This is a genomic window from Neisseria weaveri (assembly GCF_900638685.1).
In the GTDB taxonomy this organism is placed as follows: domain Bacteria; phylum Pseudomonadota; class Gammaproteobacteria; order Burkholderiales; family Neisseriaceae; genus Neisseria; species Neisseria weaveri.
This window is the reverse complement of record NZ_LR134533.1, coordinates 716,225-731,864: the sequence shown is the minus strand read 5'-3', so window position 1 is coordinate 731,864 and position 15,640 is coordinate 716,225. Positions and strand designations below refer to the sequence as shown.

The window sequence follows — 15,640 nt, the reverse complement described above, 5'->3', positions numbered from 1 at the left end:
TGGATGGAGGAATGAAACCGGAGCCGAGTGAACTATTTCACATTTACCCAACGCCCGCCTTCTTTTTCTTCTCCCACATACTTCACATGGTCGCCTGCGGTCGTCCAACTGTGTTCAAAATATGCAGAACAATATGAAGGTTTAGCATTTCTGATATAAGGCACTTCAACTGTAATCCATGATCTATCTGCGTAACGCCCCCCAGTTTCTCTGATTTTTTTTGTATAGGTTGCACGATTAATACGGTTCAACTCGGCAGCATCGCAACGACCGGCACCGTTGACCAATACGTCAATCAAGCCGGGCATATTTGATTCATTACTGCTCGGACAAAGATTCAGGAAATTCCGGCGTGCCTCAAGCGTTTTATGGAATTTTTTGTGGCGAATATTGAAGTAACGTTTAATTGATGCTGCGCACTCATGCGGTCGATCGCCGGTGGATAAACACAAAATGGCTTCACACGCCAATTTCGTGTCGCCGGTCAGTACATCTCCCGCTTGAGCAGGGAGAGATGTAAAAATAGCGGCTGATGCCGCCAAACTTGCAAGGATTTTCTTCATCAACATATCTCCATTTGACTTAATGCCGTAAGAAAAGGATAATCGCCATACCCTATGGATAATTATCCTTTCAAACAAAAGGCCGCTTTGGAAACAAAGCGGTTTTCTTATTGCCACACCACCGTATTGACCTGAAACTTACTGCCGTGTCGGACGATATTCACACACAAATCACCATTGCGTTTCAACAGCATATCAACCTGTTTGGACGCTGCTTTCAGGCTGTCATAAATTCCCACCTGAATCTGTTTCGTTGTTTTAGGGATAGCTTTCATCATTTTTCCTTTCTTGAAGAAATAAAAAAGCAGGGCTCCCACCTGCTCCCCGACGCTATTGCCGATAGTCAGCCTTATCAGAGCATCATGAGCATAACGGCAACAGGCTGATAAGACCTGAAACCGCGATTGTTCCAAGGCTGCCGCTACTGATAATTGATTCACGGCCAAAGTGCTTGTTCAGGACATCACACACGCTACGGTATCGTAACCGCTCAGTCTTTTGTTGCCCAGCCACTGAGTTGCCGGCCATTATGAAATTCATTCACATGGGGAAACTATCTTCTCAATAGAAATTAAGATTACTTTTGTCATTATTTCAACAAGTCTTAGTGTTATAATGACGATACGCAGATTGAAGCCCGCTTTTTCAAACGGGCTTGGGTCTGAGTACAGATCTCAGACGGCGTGCGAGGCCGTCTGAAAAAATGCGTGTTAGGGAACACGCTCAGGGCATTATCGCCCTACATCTGCCCACAAGAGGCAGTTTAATAAAGTGAAATTGTCAGTCAGAGCTCCTCCGTGGATTTGCTCAACATCGGAATTACGTTCCGATTCTTTCCGTTCAACTAGCCGCTTAACCCGGACGCACCCGCGCTACCCGGTTAGTCGGCTTTTTTCTTTTTGGTATGTTGACGATACCTGCAACCGTTTATCCGATTTACCCAAAGGCTGCTACGCCTTTTCTACGCCTGCCTTGCCGTTTTTGAATCTGAAGTCTGCATGACTTCTCAAAATACGGATTTGACTCCGAAGGTCGGTTGCAACGTTACCAAGCTGTTAAAGAGCAGTCCATCTAAAGCTTGGATAAATATTAGCAAACTAATTTTAATTAGTAAATAGTATTCTAATAATTTAGTATAAAATTTTATTAGCATGGTAATTTTAGCAATACTTACTTTCTTATATCTCCCTAGAAGCCTTCAAAACAAAAAATAAAAGCCGCCTGAAACAATTCAGACGGCAAATAAACTAACCTGATTGGATAAGGTTGTTTCAATCAAAGATTAAACGAATTAATCCCCCCTCTCCATATTACTCTCCCCAAAATTTCATCCGATTCTATGGCATCAACATCTGAGAATCGAGTTTTATCCAAATTATCACAACGATAAATCCATTTTTGAGATGAATCTAGAATTGTTCTACGTATAAATATTAGTCCAGAGCTTCGCTTGATCACAAAAACCCCATTCTCATGTTTTACTTTATCTAATCGACTAAAAGCCACGTCATCAAAAATACTTATGGTTGGAGACATACTTTCATCTTTACATTTGATGAAATCAACATATCCCGCATCAAATCCATTTGCTTTTAAAAAGTCTTTTTTCAAAGCTATTGATGAATGTTCAGACGTAATATATGAATCCGTATTCTCAATGTTTTCTGGTTTTTGAACAATAGACGGGGGATTTTTCCCATAAAGCAACCACTCAGGCGAAACATTGAGAGCAGCAGCCAACTCTATTATTTTTGCGGAACTCTGATTACGTCCACTTTCCAACTGGCCAATAGTCCCCTGGCTGACATTTGCACGTTTAGCCAATTCAGCTTGACTTAACTCCAAATTCAATCGAGCTGCTCTAATTCTATCTCCAATATGTTCCATAGCTTGCTCTCTAGCAAAAAGATTAGTCTATGGTTTTACTTAATTAGTTTGGTTATTGATAAAAATTAGCTTTCTAATTAAAATAGTTTGCGTAATCGAAAGGATTTTTCATGGACTGGACACAGATTATTCAAGATATACAAGACGCGGGATATTCACAAAAGCAAATTGCTGACTTTTGTGGTTGTTCACAAGGCTTTATTTCACAGGTCAAAAATAATTACTATCGAACTCAAAATACAAAAAGCAAAAAGGCCATTTCCTTTGAAACTGGAACGGCTTTATTGGAACTTCATAAAATCGTGAAGAATTCAGAGTAATCTAGTTATGCAAATCGCCGACCTGCGCCATTTCCTTGAAAACAAATTCATCCAAGTCTTTGATGAATTTATGCCACTGTGTGCCAACGATTTTCAGACGGCCTCGTTCCTGTCCAATTTGTTTTGGTGGAGCGACGTAGCCGATAAAGAACCACACAAGAAAGGCTGGATTTACAAGACCGCAAACGATTTGAAAAAAGAACTTAGCCTCACCCGACGCGGCTATGAGAAAGCGCGCCGTATCTTGCTCGAACAAGGCTTGGTGCAATACCGGCGTGGCGGCGTGCACGGGAAAATGCACTGGTATATCAATCGCGAAGCATTACTCGCCAAAATCTGCAAAATGCGTGGCGTTCCCGTACCGGAAGCCGTCAGCAACTACCACTACGACAGAGACAACTTCCGCATTCCCAAATTTATTCCGCTCAAGCTGTGGCAGGCTTGGCTAGACATGGTGGCCGAAAAAGGCAAGACAACGGGTAATTCCATGAAAAAAACCGCCATCAAACAACTGGCAGCTCTCCACAATCAAAATCTAGACCTACGGCCTATTATGGAAAAATCCATTCTCAAAGGCTGGATAGGTTTCTTTGCAGATGATCGAAACCAACCCTACAAGCCCACTGAAAAAAGCATACAGGAACAGCGCAAGCAAATTGAACGCGAACTAGCCGAGCAGTTGGCAGAGCGTGAACGAACAACCCAATCTTCATCCGACAAGCCCGATATAAGCAAAAACAAAAACTATCAAAACATACTGCAATACCTGAGGAAAAAAGGCTGAAAATAAGCACAATAAGGACTGAAACCTTATTGCACCTTAGTGCTGGCCAAACACATTCAAAACCTGTCTTCACCCTGCTTTTGAGCCTTGCTCGAGCAGTTTTTTACGGCTGATACCCTGTGTCAGCCGTTTTTTTATGCCTTTTTGATGGTTCTAAGGTTTGAGGCCGTCTGAAAAGCCGATTTCAGATATTTCTATAATCATTTTTTCCAATCTAAAAAATCATTATAAATCATATCTTTGTACAATTTGTACATTGTACCTTGCTCAAATCGGGCAAAGTTGTTTGTACGCGACGGACAATATCTATACAGAGATCACATCAGAGACCAATTACAGATATTAATAAGGCCATTCGGCCTGATAATTTTTTGTGCAAATTATTTTTTAATTTAGAAATAGACGTTTAAGGTGTTTAGCAGGGGGATATTCACGTTTTTTGTGGATAATTTGGTTTAGGAAGACATATTTTTGACGCTTCAAGCTAAAAGTATCCACAATGTAGATACGAACCAAACGGAATATCAATATGAAGTTACAGCACTTAGGCATCAGAAATCAGGTTTGTGGTCGCGTAGGATAGATCGGGAACACAGACTGGTTTACTCCGTAGAAGAAGATACGGTAACAGTTTATGCTTGCCGCTTTCACTATGGACGTTAGGTACAAGTTTTTTTGAAGAGGCCGTCTGAAAAGATTCAGACGGCCTTATTTACATCAATTTTTTTGCATCAACTTCAGAAGGTTTAAATTTAAATTTCCGAGGCTCACCCGGCGGAGTTTCAGGGGGTTTCTGAATTAGCCGCATTCTTTGGCTCAACAGTACCAGCGTTTTTTTCAGTTTGTTGCGCTACATCTAGTTGAGATTTTCGCACTTTTTCTTGCTGCTGATTTTGTGCCGAGGAATGCTCGGTTATTTCCGGTTTTTCCGAAGGCACATGACTAGGAAATTTCTGATTCTGCCGCACAGATTTTTTTTCATCAGTTTCTGTCCGGCTACGGATAAACCAGTTTAACGTAGTCATCCCCACAGTAATGCCATTCATCTTTAAAAAATCTAGTATTTGCTGCTGAGTGAAACCTTGAGATTTAAGCAGCAGAATATCTTCTCGGTACGGTTCCAGCTTTGAGCTCCGACCTTTTTTCTGATGAGCTTGAATAAATTCGGCTGCTGATATTTTCGGCATACTAATCCTATCCAATTATTATCTAAATTAATCTAATAAAGTCTATAGTTATCTATAAATATACCAATTAATATCTATTTTTGTCTAGCAAAATATCTAACAAATACCAATAATAATCTAACTAATATCTAGCATTATCTAATTAATATCCATATAAAACTATTTGTAACTAATGCAATCCAAAATTGCAAACGTTACTATCCAAGTCCGCGCGTACCTCACCCCTGCTAAAAACGCAAAATTTCCTAAATAAACCTATTTTTAAACTAGACGCAGGATAGGCAACGAGTGCCAAAAAACGCCCTAAAGCGTTTTTAAAAATTCCGCCCAAAGGCGGAAACGCCGCAAGCGGCTGTCCCGTAAACAACCATCGGGGGCGGTCGCCGCCGTGTTGCCTCTAGATGTCTAAATTTCAAAGCGCAAAAAGTCCAGACCAAGACGAGTGTCTTTGCACGTCTTCCACCTTTTCCACCACGCCACGGGCGCACCGGACAAAGATGAAAGCCGCACAAAGCCAGTCTGGACTTTTTGCGCTTTGAAATTTTTAACGACATCACAACACGGCGGCGACCGCCCCCGATGGTTGTATCGTTGCATTGTTAATTATTTCGCATGAAAGGAATGACTATGGGATTGGACATGTACGGCTACACCATGCGCGCCGAGTTTGCGGGCGACCGACAAACCGATGTGATGCCGCAAACCGATGAAGAGCGCGAGCAAGCGCAGCTAACCGACATAGCCTACTGGCGCAAATTCAACCACCTGCACGGATGGATGGAAGAGCTTTACCGAGAAAAAGGCGGGCAAGACGAAGTGTTTAACTGCCGAACGGTAAGGCTGGAGCTAGAGGACTTGGAACGGTTAGAGCAGGAGTTAGAAAAAGACGAACTGGAATATACGCCGGGCTTTTTCTTCGGTGGAGAAGAGGTGTACCCCGAAGACATAGAAGAGACCAAGAAATTTATTGCAACCGCTCGCGATGCCATAGCAAACGGCTTGGCAGTCTTTTATGACAGTTGGTGGTAATCGTTAACCAAGTTTCGGACGGCCTGTTGTAGCCGTCCGAAAAGCAGAATATATCAGAAAAGGAAAAAAATCATGGGCTGGATAGCATGTCATACCGCAGGAAAAAACCTGAAAGCGGCATTTGAAGATTGCTGGTACACCCTAGAGTGGGGTTTGGGCTTATCGAAAAAATACAACCCGACATTGTACGAAGACCTGCGCTTCTTCATTGCCGATTACCGTCTCAAAGGCGGCAAACTGACCCTGCTGATTCAAAACCGAAAATACCCCGACCATCGGGAACTCGCCTGTTTCTTTATTGACCTCGACAAGAAAAACGGACATTTCTTTGAGAAACAAGTGGGTTATAACGAAGCATTTGCAGAGAAATTCCCGATGATGAAAACATGGGCAAAGCAACTGCTGGCTAAACAGGGGCGATGCAATACAGACAATGAATGGGTACGGGGGCGTTTCAGCGATTTCAGTCGCTACCTGTCCGACGCATACATGAAAACGTCCAAATCGAGAGGCATTTGAGATGGGTACACGTTGTTATATCGGCCGTCCGAATCACAGACAGGAGGGTTGTCTGATAAAGCTGACACCTCAGAGCAGAAACTGTATCCGCCATTTCTTTCAGATTGTGGATGAAATGACATTGGAGCGCGGGATGGTGTGCAGTATGCCCCTTGTCTTAACTGAAAGCGGGCTGATGAAAATCAAAAGCGATATTAAAAACAGGCTGTTCAAATACCTTGCTTGGGCTGAAGAAGAAGGTTTCTCTGAATATTACGCCGTTCAATCTGCCGTCAATAACGGACTTTGCCGAATCCGATTGTGGCAAGACTGATTTTTGCAACAAATGATTCAGACCGCCTTCAGGCTGTCTGAAAGAAAGGAAGCAGCGATGAAATACCACTTTCAATATGGATACACAGGTACGCGCGAGATGGTTATTTTTTTAGATGAAGCAGCATTAAAAGACAACATATGGGCTGATGATGATGGAGATATACGGGTTTATCAAGATTTAACGGTTACGTTCGATATAGACCGCTATTTACGGCTGATGCAGCTTCTGAAACCCCTGAAAGAAATTGATGCCGGATTTGGACGGGTGCAGATGACAGCGGATATTGAAAGTAAGAGCGCGGCCGAAACCTACAAAATACGCGGCACATTTATAGAAGTTTATTACAAGGGAGATTTGAATCTTGATGCGAGATGGTGGTGCGATGGAGCTTTGATTGATTTTGGTGTGTATCTAAACATGCCGAATCAGTTTTACGCTGACCCCGCAGCATGGTTTGAAAAAGAGATTGCAGCGAAAGGGATTCAAAACGTTGAAGAAGTTATGGAGGCGGAACAATGGAAATAAACAATGTTGACCACATTCTCACTCAAATATCAGAACTTCACCCGAAGCAAATGCGGGAAGTATTTATGACGATGTGGCGCAATATGGACAGTTTAAACGATGGTTTAACCGCGGACGACTGCATAGAAATTTTTGCTTCGGCCTTAAAAGGCAGTTCCGATTTTACTTACGACTTACTGGCTCAAACATGTGCGGATTACGAGGTCGGCACAATGACAGAAACATTTGCGTTATTGCCCCGACCAATGTATGACAAGCTGTTTTCAGACTGTTTGAAAGGGGATATTCCTCCCAATACAAGGCTGGATACGGTAGCTTTAACTAATCTGCTGATGCTGGAAAATGTCGCCAATGTGGAGGCCAGTATAAGGAATGGTTGTATAAGAGCAACACATTTCATAGGCTCTGATGGAAAATTTATTTATGATTCAGGGATTGATGATGAAGAAAATCAATGGGGAATTGATGAATTTAGGGAAGCCTACCCTAAGACTTGGTGGACAATCGAGCAAGTAATCTCCAATTTTTAATATAGCAGGCCGTCTGAAAGAGACGGTTTCAGACGGCCTGAATATGGCAGATGGGAAAGCCCGTTTGTCAAAATCCATCCCGCAGCAGCCCCGTTCCCGGCTCCGTACCTCCGCCCGAAACGTCCCCACGCCCCCAAGCCGGACTTGACCATGCCGACCGCTCCGGCACCTGCGGCAACCTACGCAACCGGCAAGCCCAAGCCCGACTTGCCCCCTCCTGCGGGAGGATTATTGTTATTACCGTTACTTCTTTGTTGAAACATATGAAGTGAAGAAAGCAGCGTGAAAAGGTTCCGGCAGCTTTCAACGTTCGGGTTCGGAGCCGTCCAATGAAGGATGCCGCTCTTTAATTTGGGCTAACAAACTCCCATACAGATTAATCCGTGCCTGCATCTGTTCGGCAGGCGAAAGCCCTTTGATTACGGCTTCGCCCGCCTGTATCACTTGCTTTTGGGCAGGGGATAAAAGATGGGTGTTCTTTTGGAAACCCTCCCGAATTTTCCCGAGTTCCCGCTCATTGCGGTGTAATTCATAATCGATAGTTGTGCCGGGTATCTGCCCGACATGGATACGGTCATCAAAAACCAAGCCGTCCCTGTTATATACCCTGAAATGATCGGCTTTGCCGGATAGAAAAACGGTATCCGCATTTTTCGGCAGCAATTCCACCACCAAATCATGATGCGCTTTGTCGGTGTATCGGGGCATTTCGCCTAACAATTCCATTTGTTCGTATCGCTCGAGTGTGCTTTGCCAGCTCACTTCTGTCGGTGTAGTTTGGATATAGACGGCCGTTTCATAACCGTGGCGGCGCATATCATCTAAGGTTTTCATCGGCACGTCGGCTGTGCGAAAAGTACCCTCGACACTCACGTTATATCCTTCAGCAAGAGCCTTTGCTATAACCCTTTCTGTCATCATTCCTGAAAAAGCGGCCGTATATTTGGGAGCATCCTTGCCATATTGAGCCTGAATATCGTCAAAATCAGGATGGTAGCGGCGGAACTCGTCACCGTTTACCACCAGCAGATTCCCGCCAAGCTCCGCATTGATTTTACGAACAAGGTTGGATTTTCCTGCGCCGGGCTGCCCGCCCAGCACGAATCCTTTAGGCAAAGAAGAGGGACGAACCTGGTTTTCGGAAATCAGGTCGTCCCAAATCATTTCAAATGCAGCTGCTTCCCGTGCGGGCATCATTTATGCGGCCGCCTCCGGTTTTGGCAACGCCGAATATTTTTGATGGAGGGCATTACATTCATCCGCCACAGCCTCAAAGTCTATGCTTTCGGGAGACGAAGCATAAAGGAAACGGCGCAGCGAAACGATTCTGTCTTGGTCTGCGGAACGCTTTCCGGTGCGCGGGGTTTTGCGGGCAATCAAAGCCTGCACCGACGCCACACGTTCGATCAGTGCGTCTTTTTGCATCAAGGTGCACATTACCGGTTCTCCTGTTGAGAAGTTTTACCGGTACCGATTATACCATATACGCCTAATCTGTTGAAAACGATACGCTTTGCATCTGCCAAAAGCAAAAAAGCCCTGCCGCAGCACATCATCCCATGTGCTGCGGCAGGGCTTTTATTTGTCATGGCGGCTTCAAATAATATCAGTCTCCGAAGCCTTCCAACCACTCTTGTTTGTTGATTTCATACTCAACGGCAGAAAAACCGTCGGGATAATCTTTAAAACCTTTCTGTTTTAATGCGTATTCTTTAGCCTTCTCTACCTCTTCCGGACTTGAAAACACACCCAAGCACTTATCATTTTCATGACCTAGAGCGTCTATTCGCGTATGGTAGAGAACATAAACTGTATCCAATGTAAACATTTTTCTATACCTTTCAATTAGTTAAAAGCTCTGTCGCCGTATTTTTTAATTTGATTATGCTCTGTCGCCGGGCCGGTTTTCCATTTCCCTGCGCCGTATTTGGCATCCAAAACACGTTTTGCAAACTGGGTACCGCTTTCATTGGGGTTTTTGCACGGCTTTAATCCTGCCTGCCTCACCCAGCTGGGAGCATCTTTTGCCGCTTCTTTCCCGCTCAGATGGCTGGCAAATGTTTTATATTCCAAACAATTGAAAGCATGGCTCGGTGCGGACAAGCTAACCAAACCCAAAGACACAAATGCCGATAAAATCAGTTTTTTCATGACAGTATCACCTAATTTACACGATGGTTTTTTATATTATCAGCCCAATCCGTAAAATTCTATCTTTACTGTCAAAAAATAGAACGAGCAACAGTGGTGGCAGACACAAAAAAGCCCCGCCGCAGCACATGAAGTTGCGCTGCGGCGGGGCGATAGATGATATTAACTTAATTGGCGATTATCAAGCAGATATAGGCAACCCAAAACAGCGGGATGACTGCCAAAGGTAAACGGAAAACCCAAATACGAAAAATGCAATCATCAAATTATCCAACAATCCGGATTGGAAGGCGGGGGAATCAGCCGCCCTGTCCGAAAAAATAACGGCGTAAAAGGTGCAGGCGGCAATTATCAGGAACAGCAGAACTAACAAAGCATTTAAGACGATGAGCAGCCACAGCGCAGAATCAGGCAGTTTCCGCCTGTTTTCTGATTCGTTATCTGTTTCACCTATCATATTTATTCCTTTCCATATTTATAGGTATCCGACCTAGGCGGCACAGGCCATTTCTGCCGGCTCGGGCCGCCAGTTGGCGCGTATCAGCGCGGCCATCGGCGGCGGCGACACCGAGTTACCACACATCCGCACTTGGGCGGTTTTGGTAAGCGGTTTGCCGGTATGGTCTCTGTCAAAGACGTAATCGTCAGGAAAACCCTGAGCTTTATAAAGCTCCTTGGGCAACAGCATACGCAGCGTAATATCCACTATGTAATGGGGTACGCCTTGTACATAAACTGTAACCAAAGCCAATTTTTCTTTGGTCGTTATGGTATCCAGCGGAGCCGATAAGTTGCGGGCATCACCGTTTCCGTAATAGTTGATCAGGAATGCGGCAACCTTCAGGGCGCGGTCTTCAGCATCTCCCAGCTCGCAAACGGCCAACGACGTTTTACCGCCGCCACCGTCGGTCATCACCGTACCCATAGGTGCGGCAATGTCGCTGCCGGTGCTGGCTCCGAACTGGCGTATTAAGCAGGCTGATACCAGTTGTTGCTGGCTGCCGCTGTTGGTAATCGTCGTCATCGGCTCGGTTGCGTCTTTGCCGTGTACGGTGTTGAAGCCGCCGTTTGCCTGCATCAGATATGCGGCGGCTATGGCGTGTCCGCCGCTGCCGGAAGCGGTTACTGTGCCGAGGGCATCGGTAATATCCCGGCTGCCGATACCGCGCCGTTTGGTGCGGCCGCTTCCTTCTCCGTGAGCAGCGTTGACCAAAACCGCCGAAACCAAACCGTGCCGGTTTTCAGTCGTTTGTGTTTTCAACGGCGCAGACATATCGGATGCCCTGCACTCGTTATTCTTCGGAGCATGATAATGGCTGATGATGGGGGCTAAGGCGGAAACCGCCACCCAAAGCATGGGCACGACCAGCCGGTCGTTCGGGATTGCCGCCGCTCGTACTTTCTCCACCAAATTTGACGATAAAAGGTTCGGGATTATCCAGGACAAACTTTTTGATGCCTTTGGCAATCCGGCGCATGGTGGCTTCGGCCAGCGGCTTTTCGCGGTCGAATATGGATTTGCCGGGCACGGACCAATCGATACATTCGGCGGCGGCCCGCCATTTCTTCTGGCCGGGCTTGGGATTTTTAAAATGGGTAGCTTCCGGCCACACTATCGGCAAACCGTCTCTCCGCGCAACCATAAACAGCCGCTTGCGGGTAGTGGGTGCGCCGTAATCGGCGGCAACCAACGTCCGCCACTCGACGACGTAGCCCAGTTTTTCCAGCTCCCGCACGAATTTCCGCCATCTTTCTCCAGCGTGTTTAGGGTCAGGCACCAAGTATTGCTGTTGCACCGGCACTCTTTCGCCGGGAGCCGCCACGGTTTTATCCAACTTAATCACGCGCCCTGTAGCTTTGTCGCGTTTGGCCACCAACCGGCCCCACCGGGTAATCTGCTCGACGTTCTCGAGCGTAATAACATCAGGCCGGACTTGTGCCGCCCATCTTTTACCCGCCCAACTCAATGAGCGGGTTGCATTGTCACGCGGCTGGCCGCCTGCGGCTTGGCTGTGATGGGTACAATCCGGGCTGAGATGCAGCAGACCGACAGGGCGGCCACGGCAGGCTTCATAAGGATCGACTTCATACACATCGGTTTGATAATGTATCGTCTGCGGATGGTTGGCGGTGTGCATGGAAATGGCTTGTGCATCATGGTTAACCGCAAAATCAATATAGAGGCCGGTGGCCTGCTCGATGGCGCAGCTTGCTCCACCGCCCCCGGCGAACAAGTCGCCGATTTGTTTGTATCTCAAGTCTAGTGTGTATTGTTTGGTCATTTTTACTTCCTGTGCAAAGACATGGGAAATTCCTGCCGGACACTTCCGTTGAGCAAACAACCGTTGGCACGCTTACTGCGCTTTATGCCGTCTGCTCCCCAGCTGCCCCATTGTTTGAAGAAAAACGCGGCTCCGGTAGCTTCGCATTGTTGCCGGATGTTATCCACCCATGCGGGCTGCATCTGCCTTGCTTTGGAGCCGGATTCCCCGCCGACGACAACCCACTCGATGTTTGTAAGGTTTAGAGGCCCCAAATCTTCCAGCAGCGGTTCGCAGGAAATAAAGCGGACGGTTGCCGGAATGTTTCTCAACAATTCGATCCGGGGCAGGCCGTAACGCCGGTCTTCTACCGATACGCCGAGCCATACGTTTTCAGGAACGGTTCGCGTAGCGAAGTATTCCGCCATTCTTTCCGCCCGCTTGGTCAGCACCTGATAAGTGTGCTGTGGTGTCTGCCGGACGGTTTCAAAAATACGGTCGATGTAAGCAAACGGTACGTTTTCGTGAAACGTGTCGGACATGGAGTTCACAAAATAAACCGCCGGCTTTTTTCTGTCGGCGGGTTCTTTCAGACGGCCTTCCATCAGGGTAAGGGCAAAACCGTTTTCATAACCGGGCGTGTTCATGGACTGCAAACGCTTCGCCATTGATTCGGCATAGCAGTTTTTGCATCCGGGCGATATTTTGGTACAGCCGGTTATGGGATTCCATGTACGTTCCGTCCATTCGATATTGCTGTTGGCCATAAAAATTCCCCAAATATTAAAAACCGATTGCCTGCTGTGCCGTCCGCTGTTCGTGCAGATTGACGAAAGCAGGATTCAATTCAATACCTATCCACTTTCGCCCTAAACGGTTGGCCGTTTCCGCCACCGTGCCGCTGCCCGAAAACGGATCCAGCACCAAATCACCCGGGCGGGAACCGGCCAAAATACACGGCTCGATCAGCTTCGGCGGGAAAGCCGCCAAATGGTCGTGGCGTGCGGCTACGGTGGATACCGGCCATACGCTGCGTTTGTTACGCAGCGGCCGGGCAGGGGTGTGCTCACGGTTACTGCGGTGTTGGGTTGCACGTTGGCCGGGATTCGGCGTCGCCGTATATTTTCCTTTCGTCCGACAGAAATCATTTTGCCGGTTTGCACCGGGGCGTTCGTAACTGTCCGAAGGCTCCCGGATGGCTTCGTGATCGAAGTAGTAACGGCTGTTTTTGGATAACAAAAAGAGATATTCGTGTGAGCGGACACAGCGGTCGGTGACGGATTCGGGCATCGGGTTGGTTTGTCCAAATAATGTCTTGGCGCAAATACCAGCCGTCTGCCTGCAAAGCAAGGGCGACACGCCACGGAATGCCGATAAGGTCTTTGGCTTTAAGGCCGTCTGACAGCGGTGTGCTTTTCAGACGGCCTGCCAGTTGGGTGTTCGTCTGAAATGAATCTTGATACCCGCTAAACGGGCTGCCGTCGGCATTACGGCCTTTGCCGCTGCCTGCATAACTGTCGCCGAGGTTGAGCCATAAGGTTCCGTCATCGGCCAATACTTCACGCACCCTGCGGAATACTTCCACCAAGTTGGCAACATACTCATTCACGGTCGGCTCCAAGCCGATTTGTCCGTCACAACCGTAATCACGCAAACCGTAATACGGCGGTGAGGTAATGCAGGTTTGAACTTTTACGCCTTGTTGGGCCAGCTGGGGCAGCACAAGGCGGCAGTCGCCGGTAAACAAGGTATTGTTGGATTTTTTATATTCCATACTGGTTTGTTCCAATGAAATAAAACCCGCCCACTTAAATGTGGGCGGGTTTATACATGATTACCAATTAGTTTAAGCAGATAGGAACCCTAAATCTTTTTCACCAAGCCATGTCAGAGACAGACCCGTACTGACAAGGGAAGCGTCTATCATCACAAAAACATGTTTGAGAGCTTGAACGGCATCTATTCCATGCACTTGAAAATTCATGTCTTCTCCTGCACCAACAATTCGATACCGGCAAATCCACTCTTCTTCATGCACTTTCTCTGGTTGGGCAATAAATACATCTACCAATGTTTCGGGAGAACCGGCAACAGCCAGTGTTCTGTGTGCAATGCAAGTATCTTTGGTTATTTTCTCGCTCATGATTTGACCTATCCATTACTTATTCAATAAAGCCGGAAAACCTATTTTCCCGTTATTTTTGGTACAGTATGCAAGGCGTTCGTTTGCAGATGACCAACAAACTGCTCTTTTCGTACTATTTTTTACCTTGTTACACGCTGCTATATCGGCATTATGCTGGCGGTTGCATGATTCATACTTCGACCATTGAGCAGATACGGATGTTGAATATAATGCCGCTACCAAAACCGTTAGAGTATATAAATTTAGCTTCATCATTTAATCCTTTGCATGAACAATCTCCAATGAATTTAATTCATTGAACAATACAGACAGTATAAATAAAGAAAAGTTTTTACTTAAGAAAATGAAACGATAAGTCAACGAGAAATACCGTCTTCGTGTCCTTTCTCCATCACCGCCGATGGATGCTCTAACTTTTCGAACCTATGATTGCCATGTATTCGGTCAAAGCTGCTTTGCGCTTTGGTATCAAACGATTGCCCGGCCACATCTTTTGCCAGTTGGCTGATGATGCGGGCTTCGGTTTTATTGCCCATCTTATAAAGCTCTTTGGCTATTAGGCCGTATTGCTCCAGGACAATACCGCGCGTCTGCATGGTTTCCCGCAAAAAAGGATGCTTGGGGCGGTCATTGTTTTTCAAGGCTTCTATCAATTCAACGGCCTGCTGCTTTGCAACATTGGACAACGCACCACGTTGGCGCATGGCCCGCAACAGGCTGTTTTCCGGTTTTTGGACTTTGCCCCGGTGTATGCGCTTGGTGGCCGCGCACATCACGCCTTCTTCGCGCAACTTTTCTGCAAACCGGACACGCCATTCAAACAGATCGGCTTTGCGCGGGTTGAGCCGCTGCCCGAACTCGTCGCGCATCAATACGCACAAATGGACGTGGGGATGTTTAGGCTCGTCGGGATCGTGGCTGTCATGGTGCAGGCCGAACACATATTGATGCCCGGCAAATTGTTCGGCAGCGAAGTTGCGGGCGGCATTCAACACCGCGTCCGGCGGTGTGCCTTCGGGCATGGATAAAACGATGTTCAAGGCTTCTTTGTGCTTGCTTTCCTCGGGGATACCGAGTTTGCGCCAGTCGTCTGCAAAATCCATGACCGCGCGTTTGCCGATCAGCTTTTCGCCGGATTGCGTTTCCAGCGGCACTTCGCCGTTTCTCGAAACATAATCCAAATGGTTGCGGACACCTTTCATACCTTTGGAGTTGTTACTGAGCCGCTTGGGGATTTTAACCATCACTTCGGGATGTTTAAGTGCGGCGGCGCGCAAGTTGGCCAAACCGCTGCCGGGCTTCAACGGCTTGGCGTTGCTGCGGCGGCTACTGCCGAAATACAGCCCGCCGTCTTTTTTGGCTTTGACGGCACGAGTTTTATAGCCTAAAAACCAATCGTCTATTTTACGGTGCATCGATCTA

Annotated in this window: 21 protein-coding genes and 1 pseudogene; 8 read left to right on the top strand and 14 right to left on the bottom strand. The window is 46.8% G+C overall.

Translation table 11 applies throughout. The features are described from left to right. Nucleotides 1-32: 32 nt before the first annotated feature. The 3 genes from EL309_RS03620 to EL309_RS03615 form a co-directional block, all read right to left on the bottom strand. Entirely contained in the window at nucleotides 33-563 is a 531-nt protein-coding gene (locus EL309_RS03620) for a TrbM/KikA/MpfK family conjugal transfer protein (protein ID WP_193777267.1), read from the bottom strand. A 107-nt stretch (nucleotides 564-670) separates the two neighbouring features. Continuing rightward, nucleotides 671-841: a hypothetical protein gene (locus EL309_RS10655; RefSeq protein ID WP_004282701.1), complete on the bottom strand. Its 171-nt coding sequence runs from the start codon at nucleotides 839-841 to the stop codon at nucleotides 671-673. Between the two features lie 997 nt (nucleotides 842-1,838). Next, the gene (locus tag EL309_RS03615; RefSeq protein ID WP_036494619.1) at nucleotides 1,839-2,450 is read right to left on the bottom strand and encodes a helix-turn-helix domain-containing protein; all 612 of its coding nucleotides are present in this window, start codon (nucleotides 2,448-2,450) and stop codon (nucleotides 1,839-1,841) included. Between the two features lie 110 nt (nucleotides 2,451-2,560). Between EL309_RS03615 and EL309_RS03610 the strand changes: the two genes are divergently transcribed. The 3 genes from EL309_RS03610 to EL309_RS10805 all read left to right on the top strand — a co-directional run bounded on the left by EL309_RS03610 (nucleotide 2,561) and on the right by EL309_RS10805 (nucleotide 4,217). After that, nucleotides 2,561-2,770, top strand: a complete 210-nt coding sequence (locus EL309_RS03610) for a hypothetical protein (protein WP_004282703.1) — start codon at nucleotides 2,561-2,563, stop codon at nucleotides 2,768-2,770. Between the two features lie 7 nt (nucleotides 2,771-2,777). Beyond that, nucleotides 2,778-3,554, top strand: coding sequence for a hypothetical protein (locus EL309_RS03605; RefSeq protein WP_004282704.1), 777 nt, complete (start codon nucleotides 2,778-2,780; stop codon nucleotides 3,552-3,554). 471 nt (nucleotides 3,555-4,025) lie between these two features. Beyond that, on the top strand, nucleotides 4,026-4,217 hold the full coding sequence (locus EL309_RS10805) for a Txe/YoeB family addiction module toxin (protein WP_267894594.1): 192 nt from the start codon (nucleotides 4,026-4,028) through the stop codon (nucleotides 4,215-4,217). Between the two features lie 119 nt (nucleotides 4,218-4,336). Here EL309_RS10805 and EL309_RS03595 read toward each other — a convergent pair whose 3' ends face one another. After that, the gene (locus EL309_RS03595; RefSeq protein WP_004282705.1) at nucleotides 4,337-4,741 is read right to left on the bottom strand and encodes a hypothetical protein; all 405 of its coding nucleotides are present in this window, start codon (nucleotides 4,739-4,741) and stop codon (nucleotides 4,337-4,339) included. A gap of 627 nt (nucleotides 4,742-5,368) precedes the next feature. Here EL309_RS03595 and EL309_RS03585 point away from each other — a divergent pair. The 5 genes from EL309_RS03585 to EL309_RS03565 all read left to right on the top strand — a co-directional run bounded on the left by EL309_RS03585 (nucleotide 5,369) and on the right by EL309_RS03565 (nucleotide 7,932). Beyond that, nucleotides 5,369-5,770, top strand: coding sequence for a phosphoglycerate kinase (locus tag EL309_RS03585; RefSeq protein WP_193777268.1), 402 nt, complete (start codon nucleotides 5,369-5,371; stop codon nucleotides 5,768-5,770). Nucleotides 5,771-5,842: 72 nt separating this feature from the next. Next, entirely contained in the window at nucleotides 5,843-6,289 is a 447-nt protein-coding gene (locus EL309_RS03580; protein WP_081463177.1) for a hypothetical protein, read from the top strand. Between the two features lie 370 nt (nucleotides 6,290-6,659). Further along, nucleotides 6,660-7,130: a hypothetical protein gene (locus EL309_RS03575; protein ID WP_232014432.1), complete on the top strand. Its 471-nt coding sequence runs from the start codon at nucleotides 6,660-6,662 to the stop codon at nucleotides 7,128-7,130. Beyond that, a complete protein-coding gene (locus tag EL309_RS03570; protein ID WP_036494615.1) occupies nucleotides 7,121-7,660 on the top strand; it encodes a hypothetical protein in 540 nt (179 codons plus the stop codon). The genes EL309_RS03575 and EL309_RS03570 overlap by 10 nt, the downstream gene beginning before the upstream one ends. Before the next feature lie 50 nt (nucleotides 7,661-7,710). Next, nucleotides 7,711-7,932 (top strand): hypothetical protein, encoded by a 222-nt coding sequence (locus EL309_RS03565; RefSeq protein ID WP_126382078.1) that lies wholly within the window; start codon nucleotides 7,711-7,713, stop codon nucleotides 7,930-7,932. 31 nt (nucleotides 7,933-7,963) lie between these two features. Here the strand turns inward: EL309_RS03565 and EL309_RS03560 are convergent, their stop codons facing one another. The 10 genes and pseudogenes from EL309_RS03560 to EL309_RS03520 all read right to left on the bottom strand — a co-directional run bounded on the left by EL309_RS03560 (nucleotide 7,964) and on the right by EL309_RS03520 (nucleotide 15,633). Further along, nucleotides 7,964-8,857 (bottom strand): zeta toxin family protein, encoded by an 894-nt coding sequence (locus EL309_RS03560; protein ID WP_004282711.1) that lies wholly within the window; start codon nucleotides 8,855-8,857, stop codon nucleotides 7,964-7,966. Beyond that, nucleotides 8,858-9,097, bottom strand: coding sequence for a hypothetical protein (locus tag EL309_RS03555; RefSeq protein WP_232014431.1), 240 nt, complete (start codon nucleotides 9,095-9,097; stop codon nucleotides 8,858-8,860). It lies immediately after the preceding gene. Between the two features lie 169 nt (nucleotides 9,098-9,266). Beyond that, the gene (locus EL309_RS03550; RefSeq protein WP_036494612.1) at nucleotides 9,267-9,488 is read right to left on the bottom strand and encodes a DUF7336 domain-containing protein; all 222 of its coding nucleotides are present in this window, start codon (nucleotides 9,486-9,488) and stop codon (nucleotides 9,267-9,269) included. Nucleotides 9,489-9,505: 17 nt separating this feature from the next. After that, entirely contained in the window at nucleotides 9,506-9,811 is a 306-nt protein-coding gene (locus tag EL309_RS03545) for a hypothetical protein (protein WP_004282715.1), read from the bottom strand. Nucleotides 9,812-10,301: 490 nt separating this feature from the next. Further along, nucleotides 10,302-11,168 carry a DNA cytosine methyltransferase gene (locus EL309_RS10775; protein ID WP_232014430.1) on the bottom strand — a complete coding sequence of 289 codons (867 nt, stop codon included), beginning with the start codon at nucleotides 11,166-11,168 and terminating at the stop codon, nucleotides 10,302-10,304. Then, nucleotides 11,104-12,093 (bottom strand): DNA cytosine methyltransferase, encoded by a 990-nt coding sequence (locus tag EL309_RS10720; protein ID WP_004282718.1) that lies wholly within the window; start codon nucleotides 12,091-12,093, stop codon nucleotides 11,104-11,106. Before EL309_RS10720 ends, EL309_RS10775 begins: the two co-directional genes overlap by 65 nt. A 2-nt stretch (nucleotides 12,094-12,095) precedes the next feature. Further along, nucleotides 12,096-12,839, bottom strand: coding sequence for a phage Gp37/Gp68 family protein (locus tag EL309_RS03535; protein WP_004282719.1), 744 nt, complete (start codon nucleotides 12,837-12,839; stop codon nucleotides 12,096-12,098). A gap of 16 nt (nucleotides 12,840-12,855) precedes the next feature. Continuing rightward, nucleotides 12,856-13,846 (bottom strand): annotated as a pseudogene (locus EL309_RS03530) (DNA-methyltransferase). Nucleotides 13,847-13,918: 72 nt separating this feature from the next. Beyond that, a complete protein-coding gene (locus EL309_RS03525) occupies nucleotides 13,919-14,215 on the bottom strand; it encodes a DUF6968 family protein (RefSeq protein WP_036494604.1) in 297 nt (98 codons plus the stop codon). 359 nt (nucleotides 14,216-14,574) lie between these two features. Further along, entirely contained in the window at nucleotides 14,575-15,633 is a 1,059-nt protein-coding gene (locus tag EL309_RS03520) for a relaxase/mobilization nuclease domain-containing protein (protein ID WP_004282722.1), read from the bottom strand. Between the last annotated feature and the right edge of the window lie 7 nt (nucleotides 15,634-15,640).